Source organism: Acidovorax sp. HMWF018 (assembly GCF_003061035.1).
Classification (GTDB): Bacteria; Pseudomonadota; Gammaproteobacteria; order Burkholderiales; family Burkholderiaceae_C; genus Acidovorax; species Acidovorax delafieldii.
The window spans coordinates 1-16,245 of sequence record NZ_QAIM01000198.1 but is presented as its reverse complement, the minus strand read 5'-3'; the positions used below and the strand labels follow the sequence as shown (position 1 = coordinate 16,245).

Below are 16,245 nucleotides of genomic sequence, written 5' to 3'. Positions count from 1 at the left end.
TCGCCGGCGCGCAGGCTGCTCGCGCAGCAGCGCCGCCGGGCCGCCGCTGCCCTGAGCGCCAGCGAGGGGCAAAGGCGGAAGGCAAGACAAAAGGACTCGGCACCTTGCCGCGTCGAAAGCCAGTCTGCACATGGGGGGAACACGGCACGGAGCGGCTTCGCCGCCGTGCCGTGTTCGGCGCGAAGGTCGCGCCAATGCAGGCATGTCCGCGTGCTTCGCACGACTGGACACGCCAGAGCTTGCCGGGAGAACGGCCATGACCGACCGCCGCGACGACGATTTCCTCGTGCGCCCAAGCGCCCCGAAGAACCGGGGCAAGGGCCAGGGGCAGAGCTTTGTTTCCAAAGTGCTCAAGCAGGCCGGCAAAGCCAGCAGCGGCAAGTCGGCGGTGCGCCGTCCTGGGGCGGCTGGCACCGGCCAGCGTCCCGGCTCGCGCCTGGGGCGCGGCCACACGGCAGCGCGCTTCGCCGGGGCGAAGCTAACGCCCATGTCGCGGCGCGTGACCATCAAGACGCTGCTGGTCAATCACCAGCGGGCCAGCCCACAGTCTCTCGCCAAGCACCTGCGCTATGTCGAACGCGACGGCGCGGGCCGTGATGGCGAACCGGGCCGGGCCTACGGGCCGCAGGCCGACGAAGCCGACTTGGATGCCTTCAAGGAACGCTGCACCGACGACCAGCACCATTTCCGCTTCATCGTTTCCCCGGAAGACGGCGCGGAACTGGACGACCTGCGTACCTATACCCGCCATCTGGTGAACCGCATGGAAGCCGACCTGGGCACGCGACTGGATTGGGTAGCGGTCGATCACTGGAGCACCGACAACCCGCACACCCACCTGATCGTGCGCGGACGCGACGACACCGGCAAAGACCTCATCATCGCGGGCGACTACATCGCCCACGGCTTCCGCCATCGTGCCGCCGAACTGGCGACCGAATGGCTGGGGCAGCGCACCGAGTTGGAGATCCAGCAGACCTTGGGGCGCGAGGTAGAACAGGCGCGGTGGACAAGCCTGGATCGCACCTTGCAGCGCGAAGCCGGCGAGGATGGCCGGGTGCAGATCGAACGCTTCAGCGAGCCGAACTTGCAACGCCAACGCCTGCTGCTGATCGGCCGCCTGCAACGCTTGCAGCGTCTGGGCCTGGCCGACGAGACGCAGCCCGGCACCTGGGCCATTCATGCCGATGCGGAAAAGACCCTGCGTGCCCTGGGCGAGCGTGGCGACATTATCCGCACGATGCAGCGGGCCATGAGCGAGCAGCCGCGTGAGCTGGCGGTGTTCGAGCCAGGCGACGATGGCAGAACCATCCTTGGCCGTGTGGCCGCGAAGGGGCTGGCTGACGAACTGCACGACCGGGGCTATCTGGTCATCGACGGTACGGACGGTAAGGCCCACTACGTCGCGCTGAATGCCCGCGACGAGCTGGCGAACTATCCCACGGGCGCGGTGGTGGAAGTGAAAGGTTCGGCCGACGTGCGTGCAGCCGACAAGAACATCGCCGCGCTGGCGAGCGATGGCCTGTACCGCGCCAATCACCACCTGGTAATCGAACAGGGCCGTGCCAAGGATGGGCGCGACCCGCAGGAAGTTGTCGCGTCGCATGTCCGGCGGCTGGAAGCCCTGCGCCGAGCCGGTATCGTGGAGCGCGTCGCCGAAGGGCTATGGAAGGTGCCGGACGACCTGACCGAGCGTGGCCGCCAGTACGACGCACAGCGCCTGGGCGGCGTGGCGGTGGAGCTGAAATCTCACCTGCCCATCGAGCGGCAGGCCCGCGTGATCGGGGCCACCTGGCTCGACCAGCAGTTGATCAGCAGCGGTCGTGGGCTGGGCGACCTGGGCTTTGGCGGCGACGCCAAGCAGGCCATGCAGCAGCGTGCCGACTTCCTCGAAGAACAGGGGCTGGCCCAACGACGCAGCCAACGCGTCATCCTCGCCCGAAACCTGCTGGGCACGCTGCGTAATCGGGAGCTGGCGCAGGCCGCCAAGGACATAGCGGCGGAAACCGGCCTGGAGCATCGCCCGGTGGCCGACGGGCAGCGCGTGGCCGGCATCTATCGGCGCTCCATCATGCTCGCCAGCGGGCGCTTCGCCATGCTGGACGACGGCTTGGGTTTCACGCTCGTGCCTTGGAAGCCCGTCATCGAACAGCGGCTGGGCCAATCCCTGGCCGCCACGGTCCGCGGCGGGCATGCCTCCTGGGAATTCGGCCGCCAGCGCGGCCCGTCTGTCGGCTAAAGACTGAATTTGTCATGTGTGCCGTGGCTCGTGATGCTTCACTTGTGGTCGCAGACTCATGCGAGCGCCCTCTATCCGGCCAGGCACCGCCCCAGGAGGGGATTTTTCGGTTGCCGCTTGATACCTTGATGGACAAGGTATATAATTGGGTTCATGGATAAATCGACGACTTCCCTCAAGACCGTAGAGCGCACACCGGTGGACTATACCGACCGGTTGTATTGGAGCGGCATCATCAAGATGAGCCTGTCCAAGTTCTTCATTCTGAGCGTGCTGCAAAAGCGGCCCATGCACGGCTATGAGATCGCACGTGAAGTGGAGTGCTCGACCCAAGGTTGTTGCGCCCCCACCGAAGGCACTATCTACCCGGTGTTGCTCGAGTTCGAGCAGGGCGGCTATGTCACCGCGCATACCGAAACGGTTGCGGGCCGTGGACGCAAGGTCTACACGTTGACCGACAAGGGCCGCGAAGCCTTCACGGTAGCGGTAGATGCTTGGATGGAGGTGGCTGCGCACATCACCCGTCAGCAATGACGGTTTTTTTTGAATATAAACATTGACCATCTATGCATTGATCAGGAATATATAATGAACCTGAACACACTCACCGAAACCCTGCAGTTCTTCGCCATGATCAGCGCCGAGCTCATCGCGCTGTTCTTCGTCGTCAGTTTCATGGTGGCGATGATGCAGGAGTATGTACCAGCCAGCACGGTGCAACGCCTGCTGACCGGGCGAGGCCTGCGTGGCAACATCGTCGGTGCCGGGCTGGGGGCAGTCACGCCGTTTTGCTCCTGCTCGACCATTCCGGTCACGGTCGGCTTGCTCAACGCCGGTGCGCCATTTGGCGCCACCATGTCCTTTCTAGTTTCCTCGCCCATCCTCAATCCGGTGATCCTGGGCTTACTGGTCACGTTGTTCGGCTGGAAGTTCACCGTCTTCTATGGCGCCGCGTCCTTTGTGCTGGCGGTGGCAGTGGGCGCGGTCTGGCAGCTCTTTGGCCTGGAGCGCGACGTAAAGAAGGTGCGTGTGGTGGGCGAGAGCGAAATTGCAGGGCCGACCGACTTCAAATCGCGCCTGCGCCGAGCTGGCAGCGCGGCCTTTGCTTTGTTCAAGACTTCCTTGCCCTACCTGCTGATCGGCGCGGGCATTGGCGCGCTAATTTATGGCGTGGTACCCGGCGAGTGGATCGCCACTATGGCAGGTGCCGACAACCCGTTCGCAATTCCCGTGGCCGCTGCTATCGGTGTGCCGCTATACATCCGCGCTGAAACCCTGATTCCGATTGGTATGGCCTTGCAGTCCCAAGGCATGAGCATCGGCGCGGTAGCGGCGCTGATCATCGCTGGCGCAGGTGCCAGCATTCCCGAAGTCACGCTGCTCAACACGATCTTCCGGCCCCGACTGGTGGCAGTGTTCGTGCTGACGATCTTCACGGTCGCCATCAGCGTGGGTTACGTCGCCAATCTGTTGTTTATTTGAAGGAGAAAGACCATGTCAGAGAAAAAGGGCTTTATAGCGCGTTTGTTTGGTAAGCAGGAGGACTCGGCTTGCTGCGCGGTGCGCATCGAAGAAGTGCCCAAGACGGAAATGACCCCAATGCCCGTCGCCAAGAAATCCGCATGTTGCGCGGTGCGCATTGAGGAGGTCAAGGACGATGATGCCACTCAGCAGCCACCTGCCGCCCGGTAGCCCAATCGACCTATCAAGGTGGAAACCACGCCGGTGCTGGAAACGGTGAGCCTGCAACACGACATGCTCCGCGCGTAGATTGAGCCTTGGGCTAGGGTGATCAACAACAGCTTGGCTGCCGCCCGTCCGGCATCGCCATTCCTGGTGACGCGCGCCAACCGCGAACTGCCGCTGATTGCCGACGCGCGCGGCCAGCATGCCCATCGCTTCGCCATGATTCCGTTGCAGGCGCAGGAGCCTGTCGGCATCGACCTGTTGGGCCGCATGGCTGCCCACTGACCTTAAACCCTTCAACTCAAAGGAAGACAGTCCATGAACAATCAAGCTCCAACCCTGGAACGGCGGATCGAGGAAGTTCAGCACTACTACGGGGACACCTTGACGGATAAGCAAGATTTGGCGACCAATGTCTGCACAGCGGACGAGCCGCCATCAGACGCCATCAAAGCTATCCTGACGCAAATACACGACGATGTGCAGATGCGCTTCTACGGTTGTGGTGCGCCCTTCCCCCCGCTGCTGGAGGGCGCAACCGTGATGGACCTGGGCTGCGGCGGCGGACGCGACTGCTTCGTGCTGTCTAGCCTGGTGGGCGAGCGAGGCAAGGTCATCGGTGTGGACGCCACAGCCGAACAGATCGCTTTCGCGCAGAGCTATGTGGAGCACCACCGCAAGGTCTTCGGCCACACCGAAAGCAACGTCCGCTTCCTGCAAGGCAATATCGAAGCCCTGGATCAGCTCGACCTGCCGCCGGAGAGCATAGATGTCATCGTTTCCAACTGCGTGATCAACCTGTCGATGACCAAGGCCGATGTGCTGGCAGGTATGGCCAAACTGCTCAAGCCTGGCGGCGAAATCTACTTCGCCGATATCTTCTCGGACCGCAGGCTAGCCCCTGGGTTGAAAGACGATCCGCTTATCGTCGGCGAGTGCATCGGTGATGCGCTGTATTTCGAGGACTTCGTGCGTTTGGCACAGGCTGCCGGCTTCCTTGATGTGCGAGTTACCGCCAAGAGCCTGAAGACCATCGCCAATCCCGCCATCGAAGCAAAGCTCGGGGGCGCCAAGTTGTACTCGATCACCTTGCGCCTGTTCAAGATGGATTTGGAAGACCGTTGCGAGGATTACGGGCAGGTTGCCATCTACAAAGGCAACCTGCCGGAAGCCCCCGACCGATTCGTGCTGGACAACGGCCATGCTTTCGATACCGGTCGGGCGGTACCGGTATGTCGCAATACGGCCGACATGATCAGCAAGAGTCGTTATCGGATCTTGTTCGATGTGATTGGCGACGGCCGCCGACACTATGGCCTTTTCCAGTGTGGTACGCCGCAGATTGAGTCAGTGCCGACGCTGGCCGATGTGGGCGTTTGCGGCCCCGCTGGGTGCGGATGCTAGGAGCCCCCATTTTGCGTGCAACACGAAGTGAGATCAGGACGGCCGATCATGCCTTCCTGATCTCGGCGTTTTCAAGCGAAAGAGGATAGGAATGCTGCGTAAAAGGGGCGCTGCATTGAACAAGAACGGGTAGTCCACGGAGGAGTTCGTATGCTTCCTACACAGTGGAAATATTTTCTGTCCGAATTGATTGGGGTTTTCGCGCTGATTTTTATCGGGGCGGGCGCAGCGATACTGAGCAAGCAAGGTGACGCGGTCAGTTATCTCGGCGTTGCGCTTGCATTTGGGGTCAGCGTGACCTGCATCATTGGCGGTATTTCGACGTCAAGCAGTGCCCACCTTAACCCCGTGGTGACACTTTCGCTCTGCGCTACTGGCAGGTGTTCGTATAGATGCCTGCTCTATTACACATCGCGCAAATCATTGGCGCCTGTCTGGCGTCGGCCACTTTGTTCGCCCTCTTCTGGCAACGGATCGAAGCGGGCACCACCCGAATCGGCACCGGCGTCAGCCTGGCGAACGGTTTCATGGTGGAGACAATTCTGACTTTTTTCCTGGTTTTGACCGTGCTGCGAACTACCAGTGCACTGATCATTGGTTCGGTGGTGTTCTTGGGGGCACTGGTCGGTGGACACATCACAGGCGCAGGCATGAATCCGGCGCGAAGTTTTGGGCCTGCGCTGTTCAGCCATCACTGGGAAAACCACTGGATCTATTGGCTGGCACCGTTATCCGGGGCGCTGCTCGCTGTCTTGGTTTTCGTCTTGATGGAAAAACCCGCTGCGCTGCCGAAATGCAGCGATGCAGAATCGAAGAAATCGTGAGCGGCCATGCAATTACGACATCTGCGTTACTTCATTGCAGTCGCTGAAGAACTCCACTTCGCCCGCGCGGCTGAGAGACTGCATATCGAGCAGTCACCGCTGTCGCGCACTATCAAGGAGTTGGAGGAAGACTTGGGTGAACAGTTGTTTGTCCGAACCAGCCGAAGCACGCGCCTGACGCGGGCGGGCAAGCTGTTTTTGGAGCATGTTCCGCGCGTGTTCGCTGCCTTGCAGCAGGCCCGCGACAGCGTGAAGGCTGCGGCCAATGGCTTCCACGGCCAGTTGCGTATTGCCCTGTCCGATGGCATCACGCCGCCGCGCCTACCGACCTTGCTCGCACTTTGCCGGCAGGAGGAACCAGAAGTCGATATCCGGCTGTTTCAGGTGCCCTTGTCGCAGCAAATCAAGGGGCTGCAAGACGACTTGTACGACGTGGGCTTCGCGCAATCGGATGAAGTAGGCGAAGGTATCGCCGCCGAAGCCGTGTGGAATGACCCGCTGATGGTGGCGGTGCCAGCACGCCATCATTTGCTCAAGCACCGACGCATCCCGCTGGACGAAGTGCTGCACTTTCCGCTGGTTCTCTGCGACCCGCAAGCATGTGAGGGCTACGCGCGACAGGTTGAACGTGTGCTGCGCCGCTCTGACCGGGAGCCTCTGATCGTCGAACGTGTTGCCTCATTCGACTTGATGATGGTGGTCGTATCGGCCGGCTTCGCCCTGGGGCTGGCTGGTGCTCCGCATATCGTGTCCAACCGGGAACCTGGCGTTGTGGCCCGGCCCTTGGCGGGCCGCTCGCCAATGCTGACAACCTACTTGTTGCGACGCGAAGACGAGCGTTCGGAAGTGTTGTCCCGATTCATCGAACGGGTGCAGGTGATCGACTTGCCCGAAGGTGGGAGGCCCGTGCCGCCACCTCAGTCCGAATCACAGGAGGAATTCGAGCTATGAAGCGAATAACACCTATGCTTGTGGTCGCCGTGCTAACGGCCTGCGGCCCGTCGGAGACACCCAAGCAGGCCAACGTACCGACCGTGGAGGAACTGGCTGCCGACCCGGCACGGTTGAAGGAACTACGCCAGCAATGCAAAACCGACCGCGCGACGCTTGGCGACATGTTGTGCAACCGGGTAGCCGAAGCCACGCGCAAGCGGTTCTATGGCGACGGCAAGACACCCTACACGCCATTGGAAACGCCACCGAAGTTCTGATCGCAGTCTTTCGCAAAAATCCTGTCTTCTTTGCCAACACGCCGCAGCACGCTCGCGCCTGCGGTGTTTTTACTGGTTTCTTTGCAGCCTGAAACGATGCTTTTTGCATCATCTTGCTTCCGATAACGGTCTTTGACCGGCACTGACCCGGCACCGATTCTCACGCTATGCGGCACGTCCTTGTGCCGCTCTTGAACGAGGAATAGCGCAGGAATCGGAGGTCAGTCATGCAAGCTCAGGGCGTGCTGTTCGGGCAGATCGCCGCCGTCTTCGGCATCGTGATCGCCGGCGTATGGAGTGCAACGCAATGGACAGCAGCCGCCCTGGGCTATCAACTACGCCTTGGCTCGCCCTGGTTTGATTTCTTCGGCACGCCGGTCTATCACCCCTGGCGGCTGTTCGAGTGGTGGTTTTTCTTCGATGCCTACGCGCCGCATGTCTTCGATATTGGCGGGGCCATCGCGGGCGGTAGCGGCTTGGTGGCGGTGGTGGTCGCCATCGCCATGTCGGTGTGGCGCTCCCGGCAATCGCGCCTTGTCACCACATACGGCTCGGCACGCTGGGCCGAAGCGGATGACGTTCGCAAGGCCGGGCTGACGCAACCGGCTGGCGTGTTCCTGGGCAAGTACCGCAACGAGTACCTGCGCCACGAAGGCCCGGAACACGTCCTGACCTTCGCGCCCACGCGCTCGGGCAAAGGCGTCGGCCTGGTGGTGCCCACGCTGCTTTCGTGGCCCGCATCCGCCGTCATTCACGACATTAAAGGCGAGAACTGGCAGATCACCGCCGGCTGGCGCTCGTGTTTCTCACATTGCCTGCTGTTCAACCCGACCGATGCAAAGTCGGCAGCCTACAACCCGCTGCTGGAAGTACGGCGCGGCGCGCATGAAGTGCGCGACGTGCAGAACATCGCGGACATTCTCGTTGACCCCGAAGGGGCGCTGGAGAAGCGCAACCACTGGGAGAAGACCAGCCACGCGCTGCTGGTCGGAGCCATCCTGCATGTGCTCTATGCGGGCAAGGACAAGACGCTGCGCGGCGTTGCCAACTTCCTCTCCGACCCGGCCAGCCCGTTCGAGCTGACCTTGCACCGGATGATGACGACGAAGCACCTGGCCGATGCACCGCACCCGGTTGTCGCGTCCGCTGCCCGCGAAGTGCTCAACAAGTCGGACAACGAGCGTTCGGGCGTGTTGAGCACCGCCATGTCGTTCCTCGGTCTGTACCGCGACCCCACGGTGGCCGAAGTCACCTCGCGCTGCGACTGGCGCATCGCCGACCTGATCGCATCCGAGCATCCCGTCTCGCTGTATCTGGTAGTGCCGCCCTCGGACATTTCCCGCACCAAACCGCTCATTCGCCTGATCCTCAACCAGATCGGGCGACGGCTCACCGAATCGCTCGACGGTTCTGACGGCATCAAGCGCCGCCACAAGTTGCTGCTGATGCTCGATGAGTTTCCGGCCTTGGGTCGGCTCGATTTCTTCGAGACGGCGCTTGCCTTCATGGCCGGCTACGGCATCCGCAGCTTCCTCATCGCGCAGTCGCTCAACCAGATCGACAAAGCCTACGGCCAGAACCATTCGATTCTGGACAACTGCCACGTCCGAGTGACGTTCTCAACCAACGACGAACGAACCGCGAAACGAGTATCCGAAACGCTCGGCACCGCCACCGAGCTGCGCGCGCAGCGCAACTACGCGGGTCATCGGCTCGCGCCGTGGCTGGGGCATCTCATGGTGTCGCGGCAGGAGACGGCCCGCCCGCTGCTGACGCCCGGCGAAGTCATGCAGCTTCCGACCGACGAAGCCGTGGTGATGGTGTCCAGCGTCGCGCCGATCAAGGCGAAGAAACTGCGCTACTACGCCGACGCCAATTTCAAGAGCCGCGTATTGCCGCCGCCCGCGCTTGCGGCCGGGCAGTACGCCGATGTGCCACCGGCCCGGCCTGACGACTGGAGCGGCCTGGCGATCCCCTCTGTCCCCGCAGTGGCCACCAGTGCCGCCGCCGAAGGCTTGGGCTGCACCGCCGACGACGGCGGCCCGCGCCGCCAGCCGGAGCTATCCGAAGTCGCCGAATACAGCCCCGAACCGCAGCTCGCCGGCAACGACCTGGCGCTGCTCGATGACGACGACGACCTGACGCTGCCCGGTTTTGCTTCTCTCCCCGGCCAGCTCGACCCAGCGATGCAGCGCACGGCCCGGCTGGCTTCCCTCGACCCCAACGACGGAATTGACCTATGAGCCAGTACCGCCTCAATCTGTTCATCCAGCCCGAGCACGCCAAGCGCCTCGAAGAACTGGCCGCCAAGAAAGGCGTGTCCAAGTCATCCATCGTCGCGGCGGCGCTCGCATCGTGGCTATCGCCCGATGCAGCCGATCAGCGCGAGGCGGCCATCGCCAAGCGGCTCGATCGCCTGTCGCGGCAGACCGAGCGCATGGAGCGCGACCAGAACATCCAGATCGAAACGCTGGCGCTGTTCATTCGCTACTTCCTGACCGTCAGCACGCCGGTTCCCGAAGCCCATCAGGATGCGGCCCGCGCCCAGGGCAAGGCGCGTTTCGAGCAATTCGTGGAGCAACTTGGCCGCCACCTGCTGCGTGGCCGAAGCCTGGTGCGCAACGTGGTGGAGGAACTGCATCCTGACCCGGTGCGGATGGACGACGCAACTGCGCTGGCCGAAGCCCACGAACGAACTGCGGAGCGTGCCTTATGAGCTCCGTTCCGCACACCCCGCCCGAACGCTCATCCACCGCGGCTTCGCTGGATCGCCGTATCCAGATGCTGCGCACGGCAATGGGGCCAGTCATCGCCGCTGCGCTGGCCGACCCGGACGTGGTGGAAATCATGCTCAACCCCGACCGCACCCTATGGGTGGATCGGCTGTCGTCGGGCCGCACGCCGCTGGGCGTGGAACTGTCCGAAGACGATGGCGAACGCATCATTCGCCTGGTGGCCGCGCACGTCGGCGCAGAGGTGCATCGCGGGCGGCCGCTGCTGACCGCCGAGCTGCCCGAAACCGGCGAGCGGTTCGAGGGCATCTTGCCGCCGGCTGCGCCTGGCTCGGCCTTCGCGCTGCGCAAGCGTGCCGTGAGCATCATCGGCCTGGATCGTTATGTGGCCGACGGCATCCTGACCACCGGGCAGGCCGAGTTCCTGCGCCGCGCGGTGCGCGAGCGCCAGAACATCCTGATCGCCGGGGCAACGAGCAGCGGCAAGACCACACTTGCCAATGCCTTGCTTGCGGAAATCGCCGCCACTGGCGACCGCGTGCTGGTGCTCGAAGACACGATAGAGCTGCAATGTGCCGCCCGCGACCATGTGCCGCTGCGCACCCGTGCTGGCGTCGTGTCCATGACCGAACTGGTGCGCGCCACGATGCGCCTGCGCCCCGACCGCGTGATCGTCGGCGAGGTGCGCGGCGGCGAAGCCCTGGACTTGGTGAAGGTGTGGGGCACCGGCCATCCGGGTGGCATTGCCACCATCCACTCCGGTTCCGCGCTGGGCGCATTGCTGCGCCTCGAACAGTTGATTCTCGAAGTCGCGGTGAACCCGCCGCGTGCGCTGATCGCCGAGGCGGTCAACGTCGTCATCCACATCGCCGGACGCGGCCGCAAGCGCCGCGTCGAAAGCATCGCCCGCGTCGTCGGATTTGACGGTGTGGGCTACCGCCTGGCGGACGCGCTGGAAACACCGTTTCCCGAGCTGATGCCGGTGCCTCTCGCAGCCGATGCCGCTGCGCCTTCCCCGTCCCTTGACCAACCTGGAGAACTGCCATGACGCAGATGCACGCTTACGCTTTCCGCTTTTCCGTAAATCCGCTTCTCCACCTGTCCGGCCTCGTGCGGCTGCGCAGCCTGGCCCGCCCTGCGGGGCAAGGGCTGCTGCTGGCCGCGCTGCTGCTGTTCCTGGCCGGAACGGCGCAGGCCGCCGGTTCCTCGATGCCGTGGGAAGGCCCGCTGCAATCCATTCTGGAGTCGATCCAGGGGCCGGTGGCACGCATCGTCGCGGTCATCATCATCATCGCAACCGGCCTCGCGCTGGCCTTCGGCGACACGTCGGGGGGCTTTCGCAAACTCATCCAGATCGTCTTCGGTTTGAGCATCGCGTTCGCCGCGTCCTCGTTCTTCCTGTCGTTCTTCAGCTTCTCTGGCGGGGCGGTCGTATGAGCGGGCCGGACAGCTTCGCGGCCGGCTTCGAGGTGCCGCTACATCGCTCGCTGACCGAGCTGATCCTCATGGGCGGCGCACCGCGCACCGTGGCGATTGCCAACGGTACGCTGGCCGCCGCCGTCGGGCTGGGCCTGCAACTCTGGATTCCCGGTGTCGTGCTCTGGATCGTCGGCCACTCGCTGGCCGTGTGGGGCGCGCGTGTCGATCCGCAGTTCATGCAGGTCTTCGCCCGGCACATCAAGCACAAGCCGTTGCTGGACGTGTAGGGGGATGCCGCCATGCTGAACCTTGCCGAATACCGCCAGCGGCCCGCGCTGCTGGCCGATTGGCTTCCCTGGGCCGGGTTGATCGCGCCGGGTGTCGTCTTGAACAAGGACGGCAGCTTTCAGCGTACAGCCCGTTTCCGTGGCCCCGACCTCGACAGCGCCACGCAGGGCGAGTTGATCGCCACCACGGCGCGGCTGAACAACGCGCTGCGCCGGCTGGGTTCAGGCTGGGCGCTGTTCGTGGAAGCCGAGCGCCAGCCGGCGGCGGACTATCCGCATTCCGACTTTCCCGAACCGCTGTCCTGGCTGGTGGACGAGGAACGCCGCGCCGCCTTCGAGGAATCGGGCAACCACTTCGAGAGTGCCTATCACCTGACGCTGGCCTATCTGCCGCCCGAGGAATCCCGCGCCCGTGCGGCCAAGCTGCTCTACGAGCACGCGCCGGGCGATGGCGTGGACTGGCGCGGTCGGCTCGATGCTTTCGTGGCGGAAACGGATCGGGGCTTTGACCTGCTCGATGGCGTGATGCCGGAGATCGCCTGGCTGGACGATGCCGCGACGCTGACCTATCTGCACGCCACGGTTTCGACGCGGCGCTACCGGCTGGCCGTGCCCGAGGTGCCTTTCCACCTCGACGCGCTGCTGGCCGATTCCGCCCTGGTCGGCGGCCTCGCGCCTATGCTGGGCGACCAGCACCTGCGCGTGGTGTCGGTGCGGGGCTTTCCGACTTCCACTTGGCCGGGCTTGCTGGACGACCTAAACCGCCTGGGCTTTGCCTATCGCTGGAGTACGCGGTTCCTCTGCCTCGACAAAGCCGAAGCGGAAAAGGAGCTGGGCCGCCTGCGCCGCCAATGGTTTGCGAAGCGGAAGAACGTCATCGCGCTGCTGCGCGAAACGATCTTCCAGCAGGAAAGCCCGCTGGTCGATACCGACGCCAGCAACAAGGCGGCCGACGCGGACGCCGCCATGCAGGAGCTGGGCAGCGATCAAGTCGCCTTCGGCTACCTCACGGCCACGGTGACGGTGCTCGATGCCGACCCGGCCGTGGCCGACGAAAAGCTGCGCATGGTGGAGCGCGTGATTCAGGGGCGCGGCTTCGTCACCATCCCCGAAACGCTCAATGCCGTGGATGCGTGGCTGTCGTCGGTGCCGGGCAATGCGTATGCCAACGTGCGCCAGCCCATCGTCTCGACGCTGAACCTCGCGCACATGATGCCGCTGTCGGCGGTGTGGGCCGGCCCGGAGCGCAACAAGCACCTGGACGGCCCGCCGGTGATCGTCACGCGCACCGACGGCGCAACGCCGTTCCGCTTGGTCACGCACATCGGCGACGTGGGCCACATGGCCGTGGTCGGCCCGACTGGCATGGGCAAGTCGGCCTTCCTAGCCGTGCTGGCGATGCAGTTCCGGCGCTATCTGCACTCGCGCATCTTCGTCTTCGACATGGGCCGCTCCATGCGCGCCACCATCCTGGGCCTGGGCGGCGAACACTACGACCTGGGTGCCGATGGCGGTATCGCCTTTCAGCCGCTGGCACGCATCGACCAGGGCGGCTACCGCACCTGGGCCGCCGAATGGGTGGAAGGCCGCCTGCTGCACGAAGGCGTGACCGTCGGCCCGGATGAGAAGGCGGCCATCTGGTCGGCGCTCGGAAGCCTTGCCGGTGCGCCCGTGGAGCAGCGCACGATGACCGGGCTTTCGGTGCTGCTGCAATCGAATGCGCTGCGCCAGGCGCTCGCGCCGTATGTGCTCGGCGGTGCCCACGGCAAGCTGCTGGATGCCGACAGTGACCGGCTGGGCAGCGCGGATGTGCAGTGCTTCGAGATGGAGGAACTGATGGCCAGCCCCCCCGCCGTGCGGTCGGTGCTGGGCTACCTGTTCGCCCGCTTCGATGCGCGTTTCGACGGTGCGCCCACGCTGCTGATCCTCGATGAATCCTGGCTGTTCTTGGATGACCCGGTATTTGCCGCGCGCATCCGCCAGTGGTTGAAGACGCTGCGCAAGCGCAATGTCAGTGTCGTCTTCGCCACGCAAAGCCTGGCGGACATTCAGAACTCCAGCATCGCGGCGGCCATCATCGAAAGCTGCGCCGTTCGGATCTTCTTGCCCAACCCGCAAGCGACCGAGCCGCAGGTTCGCACGATCTATGAGGGCTTCGGCCTCAACAGCCGGCAAATCGAGATCGTCGCCACCGCGCAGCCCAAGCAGGACTACTACTACCAATCGCGCCTTGGCAATCGCCTGTTCGACCTCGACCTGGGGCCGGCCGCGCTCGCCTTCGCAGGCGCATCCACACCGCAAGACCAACGCGACATAGACCGCGTGCTGACGCAGGCCGGCGCACCCGGCTTCGCCGGCGCGTGGCTGCGTCATCGCGGCCTCGATTGGGCCGCCGACCTGCTGCCGTCCTCACCGGCGGCGGCTTCTTTCCTCGCTACTCAACCGCTGGAGGTTTCGCCATGAAGACCCGTGTACTTTCCGTTTCGCTCGCCGCCGCGCTGTCGGTGTCGCTGCTGGCCGTGCAGCCCGCATCGGCGCTGACGGTGTTCGACCCGTCCAATTTCGTGCAGAACACGCTGACCGCCGTTCGCACGCTGGAGCAGATCAACAATCAGATCAACCAGCTTCAGAACGAAGCGCAGATGCTGATGAACCAGGCGCGCAACCTGACGAAGCTGGACTTCAACATCGTCAACCGGCTGCGCTCGACGCTCGCCACCACGGAACGCCTGATTGCCGAAGCGCAAGGGCTGGCCTACGACGTGCAGAGCATGGATGCCACGTTCTCGCGCTTGTACCCGGAGCAGTACGCCGCCACCATCAGCGGCGACCGCATGGCACAGGACGCACGCGAACGCTGGAAGAACACGCTCGACGGCCTGCACACCGCGATGCGGATGCAGGCGCAGGTGTCGCAGAACCTGGCGCAAGACGAAAGCGCGCTGGCCGACCTCGTGAGTCAGAGCCAATCGGCCACGGGTGCTTTGCAGGCCATGCAGGCGACGAACCAGCTTCTCGCCTTGCAGGCCAAGCAGTCCATCCAGGCCCAGCAGCTCCAGATCACGCAAGACCGGGCAGCCTCGCTGGAACTGGCGCGGCAGGCGGCGGCCACCGAGCGTGCCCGCGAAGTGCGACGGCGCTTCCTTGGCACTGGCACGCCGTACACGCCGCAGACCGTCAATTTCTATAACAACTGACGGGAGGCGGCCATGCGATGCGTTCCTGTCCTGCTGGTCGTGCTGCTGACCGCTTGCGGCCAGCAGCCGGCCGAAGACCTAGCCGCCACCTTGGCCGCCGATCCCGTGCGGCTCAAGGCGTTGCGTGCCCAATGCGCAGCCGACCGGCAAGCCGCAGGTGAAGACGCCTGCCGCGCCGCCACCGAAGCCTTCCGGCGGCGCTTCTTCGCCGGCCAGACCGGGCCGGACGAATACCGGGCGCTGGCCGAACTGCCACCGATTCCGCCCAGCTTCGACACGCCCGCCGATGACGCGCCGGAAGGCGATGCGCCGCTCACCGCTGCGGAGAACACGCCATGAACGACGTGACCATCATCGACAGATTCCTCGATACCTTCTCGCGCTACATCGACTCGGGTTTCGGACTGCTGCAAGGCGAAGTGGCGTTCCTGACGGCCACGCTTATCGCCATCGACATGACCATCGCCGGCCTGTATTGGGCCATGAGCCATGCGACCGGCCAGGGTGAGGACGTGATCGCCAAGCTGCTGCGCAAGGTGCTCTACGTCGGTGCCTTCGCCTACATCATCGGCAACTTCAACTGGCTGTCGGGCATTGTGTTCCGGTCGTTCGCCGGCCTAGGCCTGACGGCCACCGGCTCGACGTTGAGCATGGAGAACTTTCTCCAGCCGGGGCGGCTGGCGAAGACGGGCATCGACGCTGGGGCGCCGATCTTGGAACAGATCGGGGACATGGCCGGCTTCCCCGAGGTGTTCACCAACCTTGATCCCATCGTGGTGCTGTTCCTGGCCTGGCTGGTGGTGATCCTCTGCTTCTTCGTGCTGGCGGTACAGCTTTTCATCACGTTGATCGAGTTCAAGCTGACCACGCTTGCCGGCTTCGTCTTGATTCCGTTCGCACTCTGGAACAAGACCAGCTTCCTCGCCGAGAAGGTGCTGGGCAACGTGGTTTCGTCCGGCATCAAGGTGCTGGTGCTGGCGGTCATCGTCGGCATCGGCTCGGGCCTGTTCGCGGAGTTCCAGGTTCATCCCGACGAGCCTTCCATCGACCATGCGCTGGTCGTGATGCTGGCCTCGCTCGCGCTGCTGGCGCTGGGCATCTTCGGCCCTGGCATCGCCACGGGCCTCGTGTCCGGTGCACCGCAGCTCGGCGCGGGCGCGATGGCGGGGGCTGCGGTCGGCGCGGTTGGCACCGGCGTTGCCATTGGTGCCGCCGCAACCGGCGTGGGCGGTGCGGTCATGGCGGG

Annotated in this window: 17 protein-coding genes and 1 pseudogene; all 18 read left to right on the top strand. The window is 64.1% G+C overall.

Annotated elements, in window-relative coordinates:
• Positions 1–256: 256 nt before the first annotated feature.
• Positions 257–2,239: a relaxase/mobilization nuclease and DUF3363 domain-containing protein gene (locus DBR23_RS07305; RefSeq protein WP_108497798.1), complete on the top strand. Its 1,983-nt coding sequence runs from the start codon at positions 257–259 to the stop codon at positions 2,237–2,239.
• A gap of 153 nt (positions 2,240–2,392) precedes the next feature.
• A complete protein-coding gene (locus DBR23_RS07300; RefSeq protein WP_044314809.1) occupies positions 2,393–2,773 on the top strand; it encodes a PadR family transcriptional regulator in 381 nt (126 codons plus the stop codon).
• A gap of 9 nt (positions 2,774–2,782) precedes the next feature.
• On the top strand, positions 2,783–3,721 hold the full coding sequence (locus tag DBR23_RS07295) for a permease (RefSeq protein WP_199227656.1): 939 nt from the start codon (positions 2,783–2,785) through the stop codon (positions 3,719–3,721).
• A gap of 12 nt (positions 3,722–3,733) precedes the next feature.
• Positions 3,734–3,931 carry a hypothetical protein gene (locus DBR23_RS07290; protein ID WP_044314810.1) on the top strand — a complete coding sequence of 66 codons (198 nt, stop codon included), beginning with the start codon at positions 3,734–3,736 and terminating at the stop codon, positions 3,929–3,931.
• A 96-nt stretch (positions 3,932–4,027) separates the two neighbouring features.
• Positions 4,028–4,210 carry a hypothetical protein gene (locus tag DBR23_RS07285; RefSeq protein WP_044314811.1) on the top strand — a complete coding sequence of 61 codons (183 nt, stop codon included), beginning with the start codon at positions 4,028–4,030 and terminating at the stop codon, positions 4,208–4,210.
• Positions 4,211–4,243: 33 nt separating this feature from the next.
• Positions 4,244–5,329: a methyltransferase domain-containing protein gene (locus tag DBR23_RS07280; protein WP_044314812.1), complete on the top strand. Its 1,086-nt coding sequence runs from the start codon at positions 4,244–4,246 to the stop codon at positions 5,327–5,329.
• Positions 5,330–5,479: 150 nt separating this feature from the next.
• Positions 5,480–6,153, top strand: a pseudogene (locus tag DBR23_RS32235) (MIP/aquaporin family protein).
• A gap of 6 nt (positions 6,154–6,159) precedes the next feature.
• The gene (locus tag DBR23_RS07265) at positions 6,160–7,104 is read left to right on the top strand and encodes a LysR family transcriptional regulator (RefSeq protein ID WP_044314813.1); all 945 of its coding nucleotides are present in this window, start codon (positions 6,160–6,162) and stop codon (positions 7,102–7,104) included.
• Positions 7,101–7,364, top strand: coding sequence for an EexN family lipoprotein (locus DBR23_RS07260; protein ID WP_044314814.1), 264 nt, complete (start codon positions 7,101–7,103; stop codon positions 7,362–7,364). The genes DBR23_RS07265 and DBR23_RS07260 overlap by 4 nt, the downstream gene beginning before the upstream one ends.
• A 227-nt stretch (positions 7,365–7,591) precedes the next feature.
• Positions 7,592–9,607 carry a conjugal transfer protein TraG gene (locus DBR23_RS07255; RefSeq protein ID WP_108497797.1) on the top strand — a complete coding sequence of 672 codons (2,016 nt, stop codon included), beginning with the start codon at positions 7,592–7,594 and terminating at the stop codon, positions 9,605–9,607.
• Positions 9,604–10,080: a ribbon-helix-helix protein, CopG family gene (locus tag DBR23_RS07250; protein ID WP_108497796.1), complete on the top strand. Its 477-nt coding sequence runs from the start codon at positions 9,604–9,606 to the stop codon at positions 10,078–10,080. The genes DBR23_RS07255 and DBR23_RS07250 overlap by 4 nt, the downstream gene beginning before the upstream one ends.
• Entirely contained in the window at positions 10,077–11,144 is a 1,068-nt protein-coding gene (gene trbB, locus DBR23_RS07245; protein WP_108497795.1) for a P-type conjugative transfer ATPase TrbB, read from the top strand. The genes DBR23_RS07250 and trbB overlap by 4 nt, the downstream gene beginning before the upstream one ends.
• Positions 11,141–11,533: a TrbC/VirB2 family protein gene (locus tag DBR23_RS07240; protein WP_108497794.1), complete on the top strand. Its 393-nt coding sequence runs from the start codon at positions 11,141–11,143 to the stop codon at positions 11,531–11,533. The genes trbB and DBR23_RS07240 overlap by 4 nt, the downstream gene beginning before the upstream one ends.
• Positions 11,530–11,802, top strand: a complete 273-nt coding sequence (locus DBR23_RS07235; protein ID WP_105029020.1) for a VirB3 family type IV secretion system protein — start codon at positions 11,530–11,532, stop codon at positions 11,800–11,802. Before DBR23_RS07240 ends, DBR23_RS07235 begins: the two co-directional genes overlap by 4 nt.
• A 12-nt stretch (positions 11,803–11,814) precedes the next feature.
• The gene (gene trbE / locus DBR23_RS07230; RefSeq protein ID WP_108497793.1) at positions 11,815–14,265 is read left to right on the top strand and encodes a conjugal transfer protein TrbE; all 2,451 of its coding nucleotides are present in this window, start codon (positions 11,815–11,817) and stop codon (positions 14,263–14,265) included.
• Entirely contained in the window at positions 14,262–14,999 is a 738-nt protein-coding gene (trbJ, locus tag DBR23_RS07225) for a P-type conjugative transfer protein TrbJ (RefSeq protein ID WP_108497792.1), read from the top strand. The genes trbE and trbJ overlap by 4 nt, the downstream gene beginning before the upstream one ends.
• Positions 15,000–15,011: 12 nt before the next feature.
• Positions 15,012–15,338: a hypothetical protein gene (locus DBR23_RS07220; RefSeq protein WP_108497791.1), complete on the top strand. Its 327-nt coding sequence runs from the start codon at positions 15,012–15,014 to the stop codon at positions 15,336–15,338.
• On the top strand, positions 15,335–16,245 hold a 911-nt coding region (gene trbL / locus DBR23_RS07215; protein ID WP_108497790.1), incomplete at its 3' end, for a P-type conjugative transfer protein TrbL. The genes DBR23_RS07220 and trbL, both read left to right, overlap by 4 nt.

Excerpts from the sequence above, each read along its gene's own strand:
- DBR23_RS07235 (WP_105029020.1), top strand. The coding sequence starts at position 11,530 with ATGAGCGGGCCGGACAGCTTCGCGGCCGGCTTCGAGGTGCCGCTACAT.
- DBR23_RS07280 (WP_044314812.1), top strand. The coding sequence starts at position 4,244 with ATGAACAATCAAGCTCCAACCCTGGAACGGCGGATCGAGGAAGTTCAG.
- DBR23_RS07265 (WP_044314813.1), top strand. The coding sequence starts at position 6,160 with ATGCAATTACGACATCTGCGTTACTTCATTGCAGTCGCTGAAGAACTC.
- DBR23_RS07250 (WP_108497796.1), top strand. The coding sequence starts at position 9,604 with ATGAGCCAGTACCGCCTCAATCTGTTCATCCAGCCCGAGCACGCCAAG.
- trbJ (WP_108497792.1), top strand. The coding sequence starts at position 14,262 with ATGAAGACCCGTGTACTTTCCGTTTCGCTCGCCGCCGCGCTGTCGGTG.
- DBR23_RS07290 (WP_044314810.1), top strand. The coding sequence starts at position 3,734 with ATGTCAGAGAAAAAGGGCTTTATAGCGCGTTTGTTTGGTAAGCAGGAG.
- DBR23_RS07260 (WP_044314814.1), top strand. The coding sequence starts at position 7,101 with ATGAAGCGAATAACACCTATGCTTGTGGTCGCCGTGCTAACGGCCTGC.
- DBR23_RS07240 (WP_108497794.1), top strand. The coding sequence starts at position 11,141 with ATGACGCAGATGCACGCTTACGCTTTCCGCTTTTCCGTAAATCCGCTT.
- DBR23_RS07220 (WP_108497791.1), top strand. The coding sequence starts at position 15,012 with ATGCGATGCGTTCCTGTCCTGCTGGTCGTGCTGCTGACCGCTTGCGGC.
- DBR23_RS07300 (WP_044314809.1), top strand. The coding sequence starts at position 2,393 with ATGGATAAATCGACGACTTCCCTCAAGACCGTAGAGCGCACACCGGTG.
- DBR23_RS07255 (WP_108497797.1), top strand. The coding sequence starts at position 7,592 with ATGCAAGCTCAGGGCGTGCTGTTCGGGCAGATCGCCGCCGTCTTCGGC.
- DBR23_RS07305 (WP_108497798.1), top strand. The coding sequence starts at position 257 with ATGACCGACCGCCGCGACGACGATTTCCTCGTGCGCCCAAGCGCCCCG.
- trbB (WP_108497795.1), top strand. The coding sequence starts at position 10,077 with ATGAGCTCCGTTCCGCACACCCCGCCCGAACGCTCATCCACCGCGGCT.
- trbE (WP_108497793.1), top strand. The coding sequence starts at position 11,815 with ATGCTGAACCTTGCCGAATACCGCCAGCGGCCCGCGCTGCTGGCCGAT.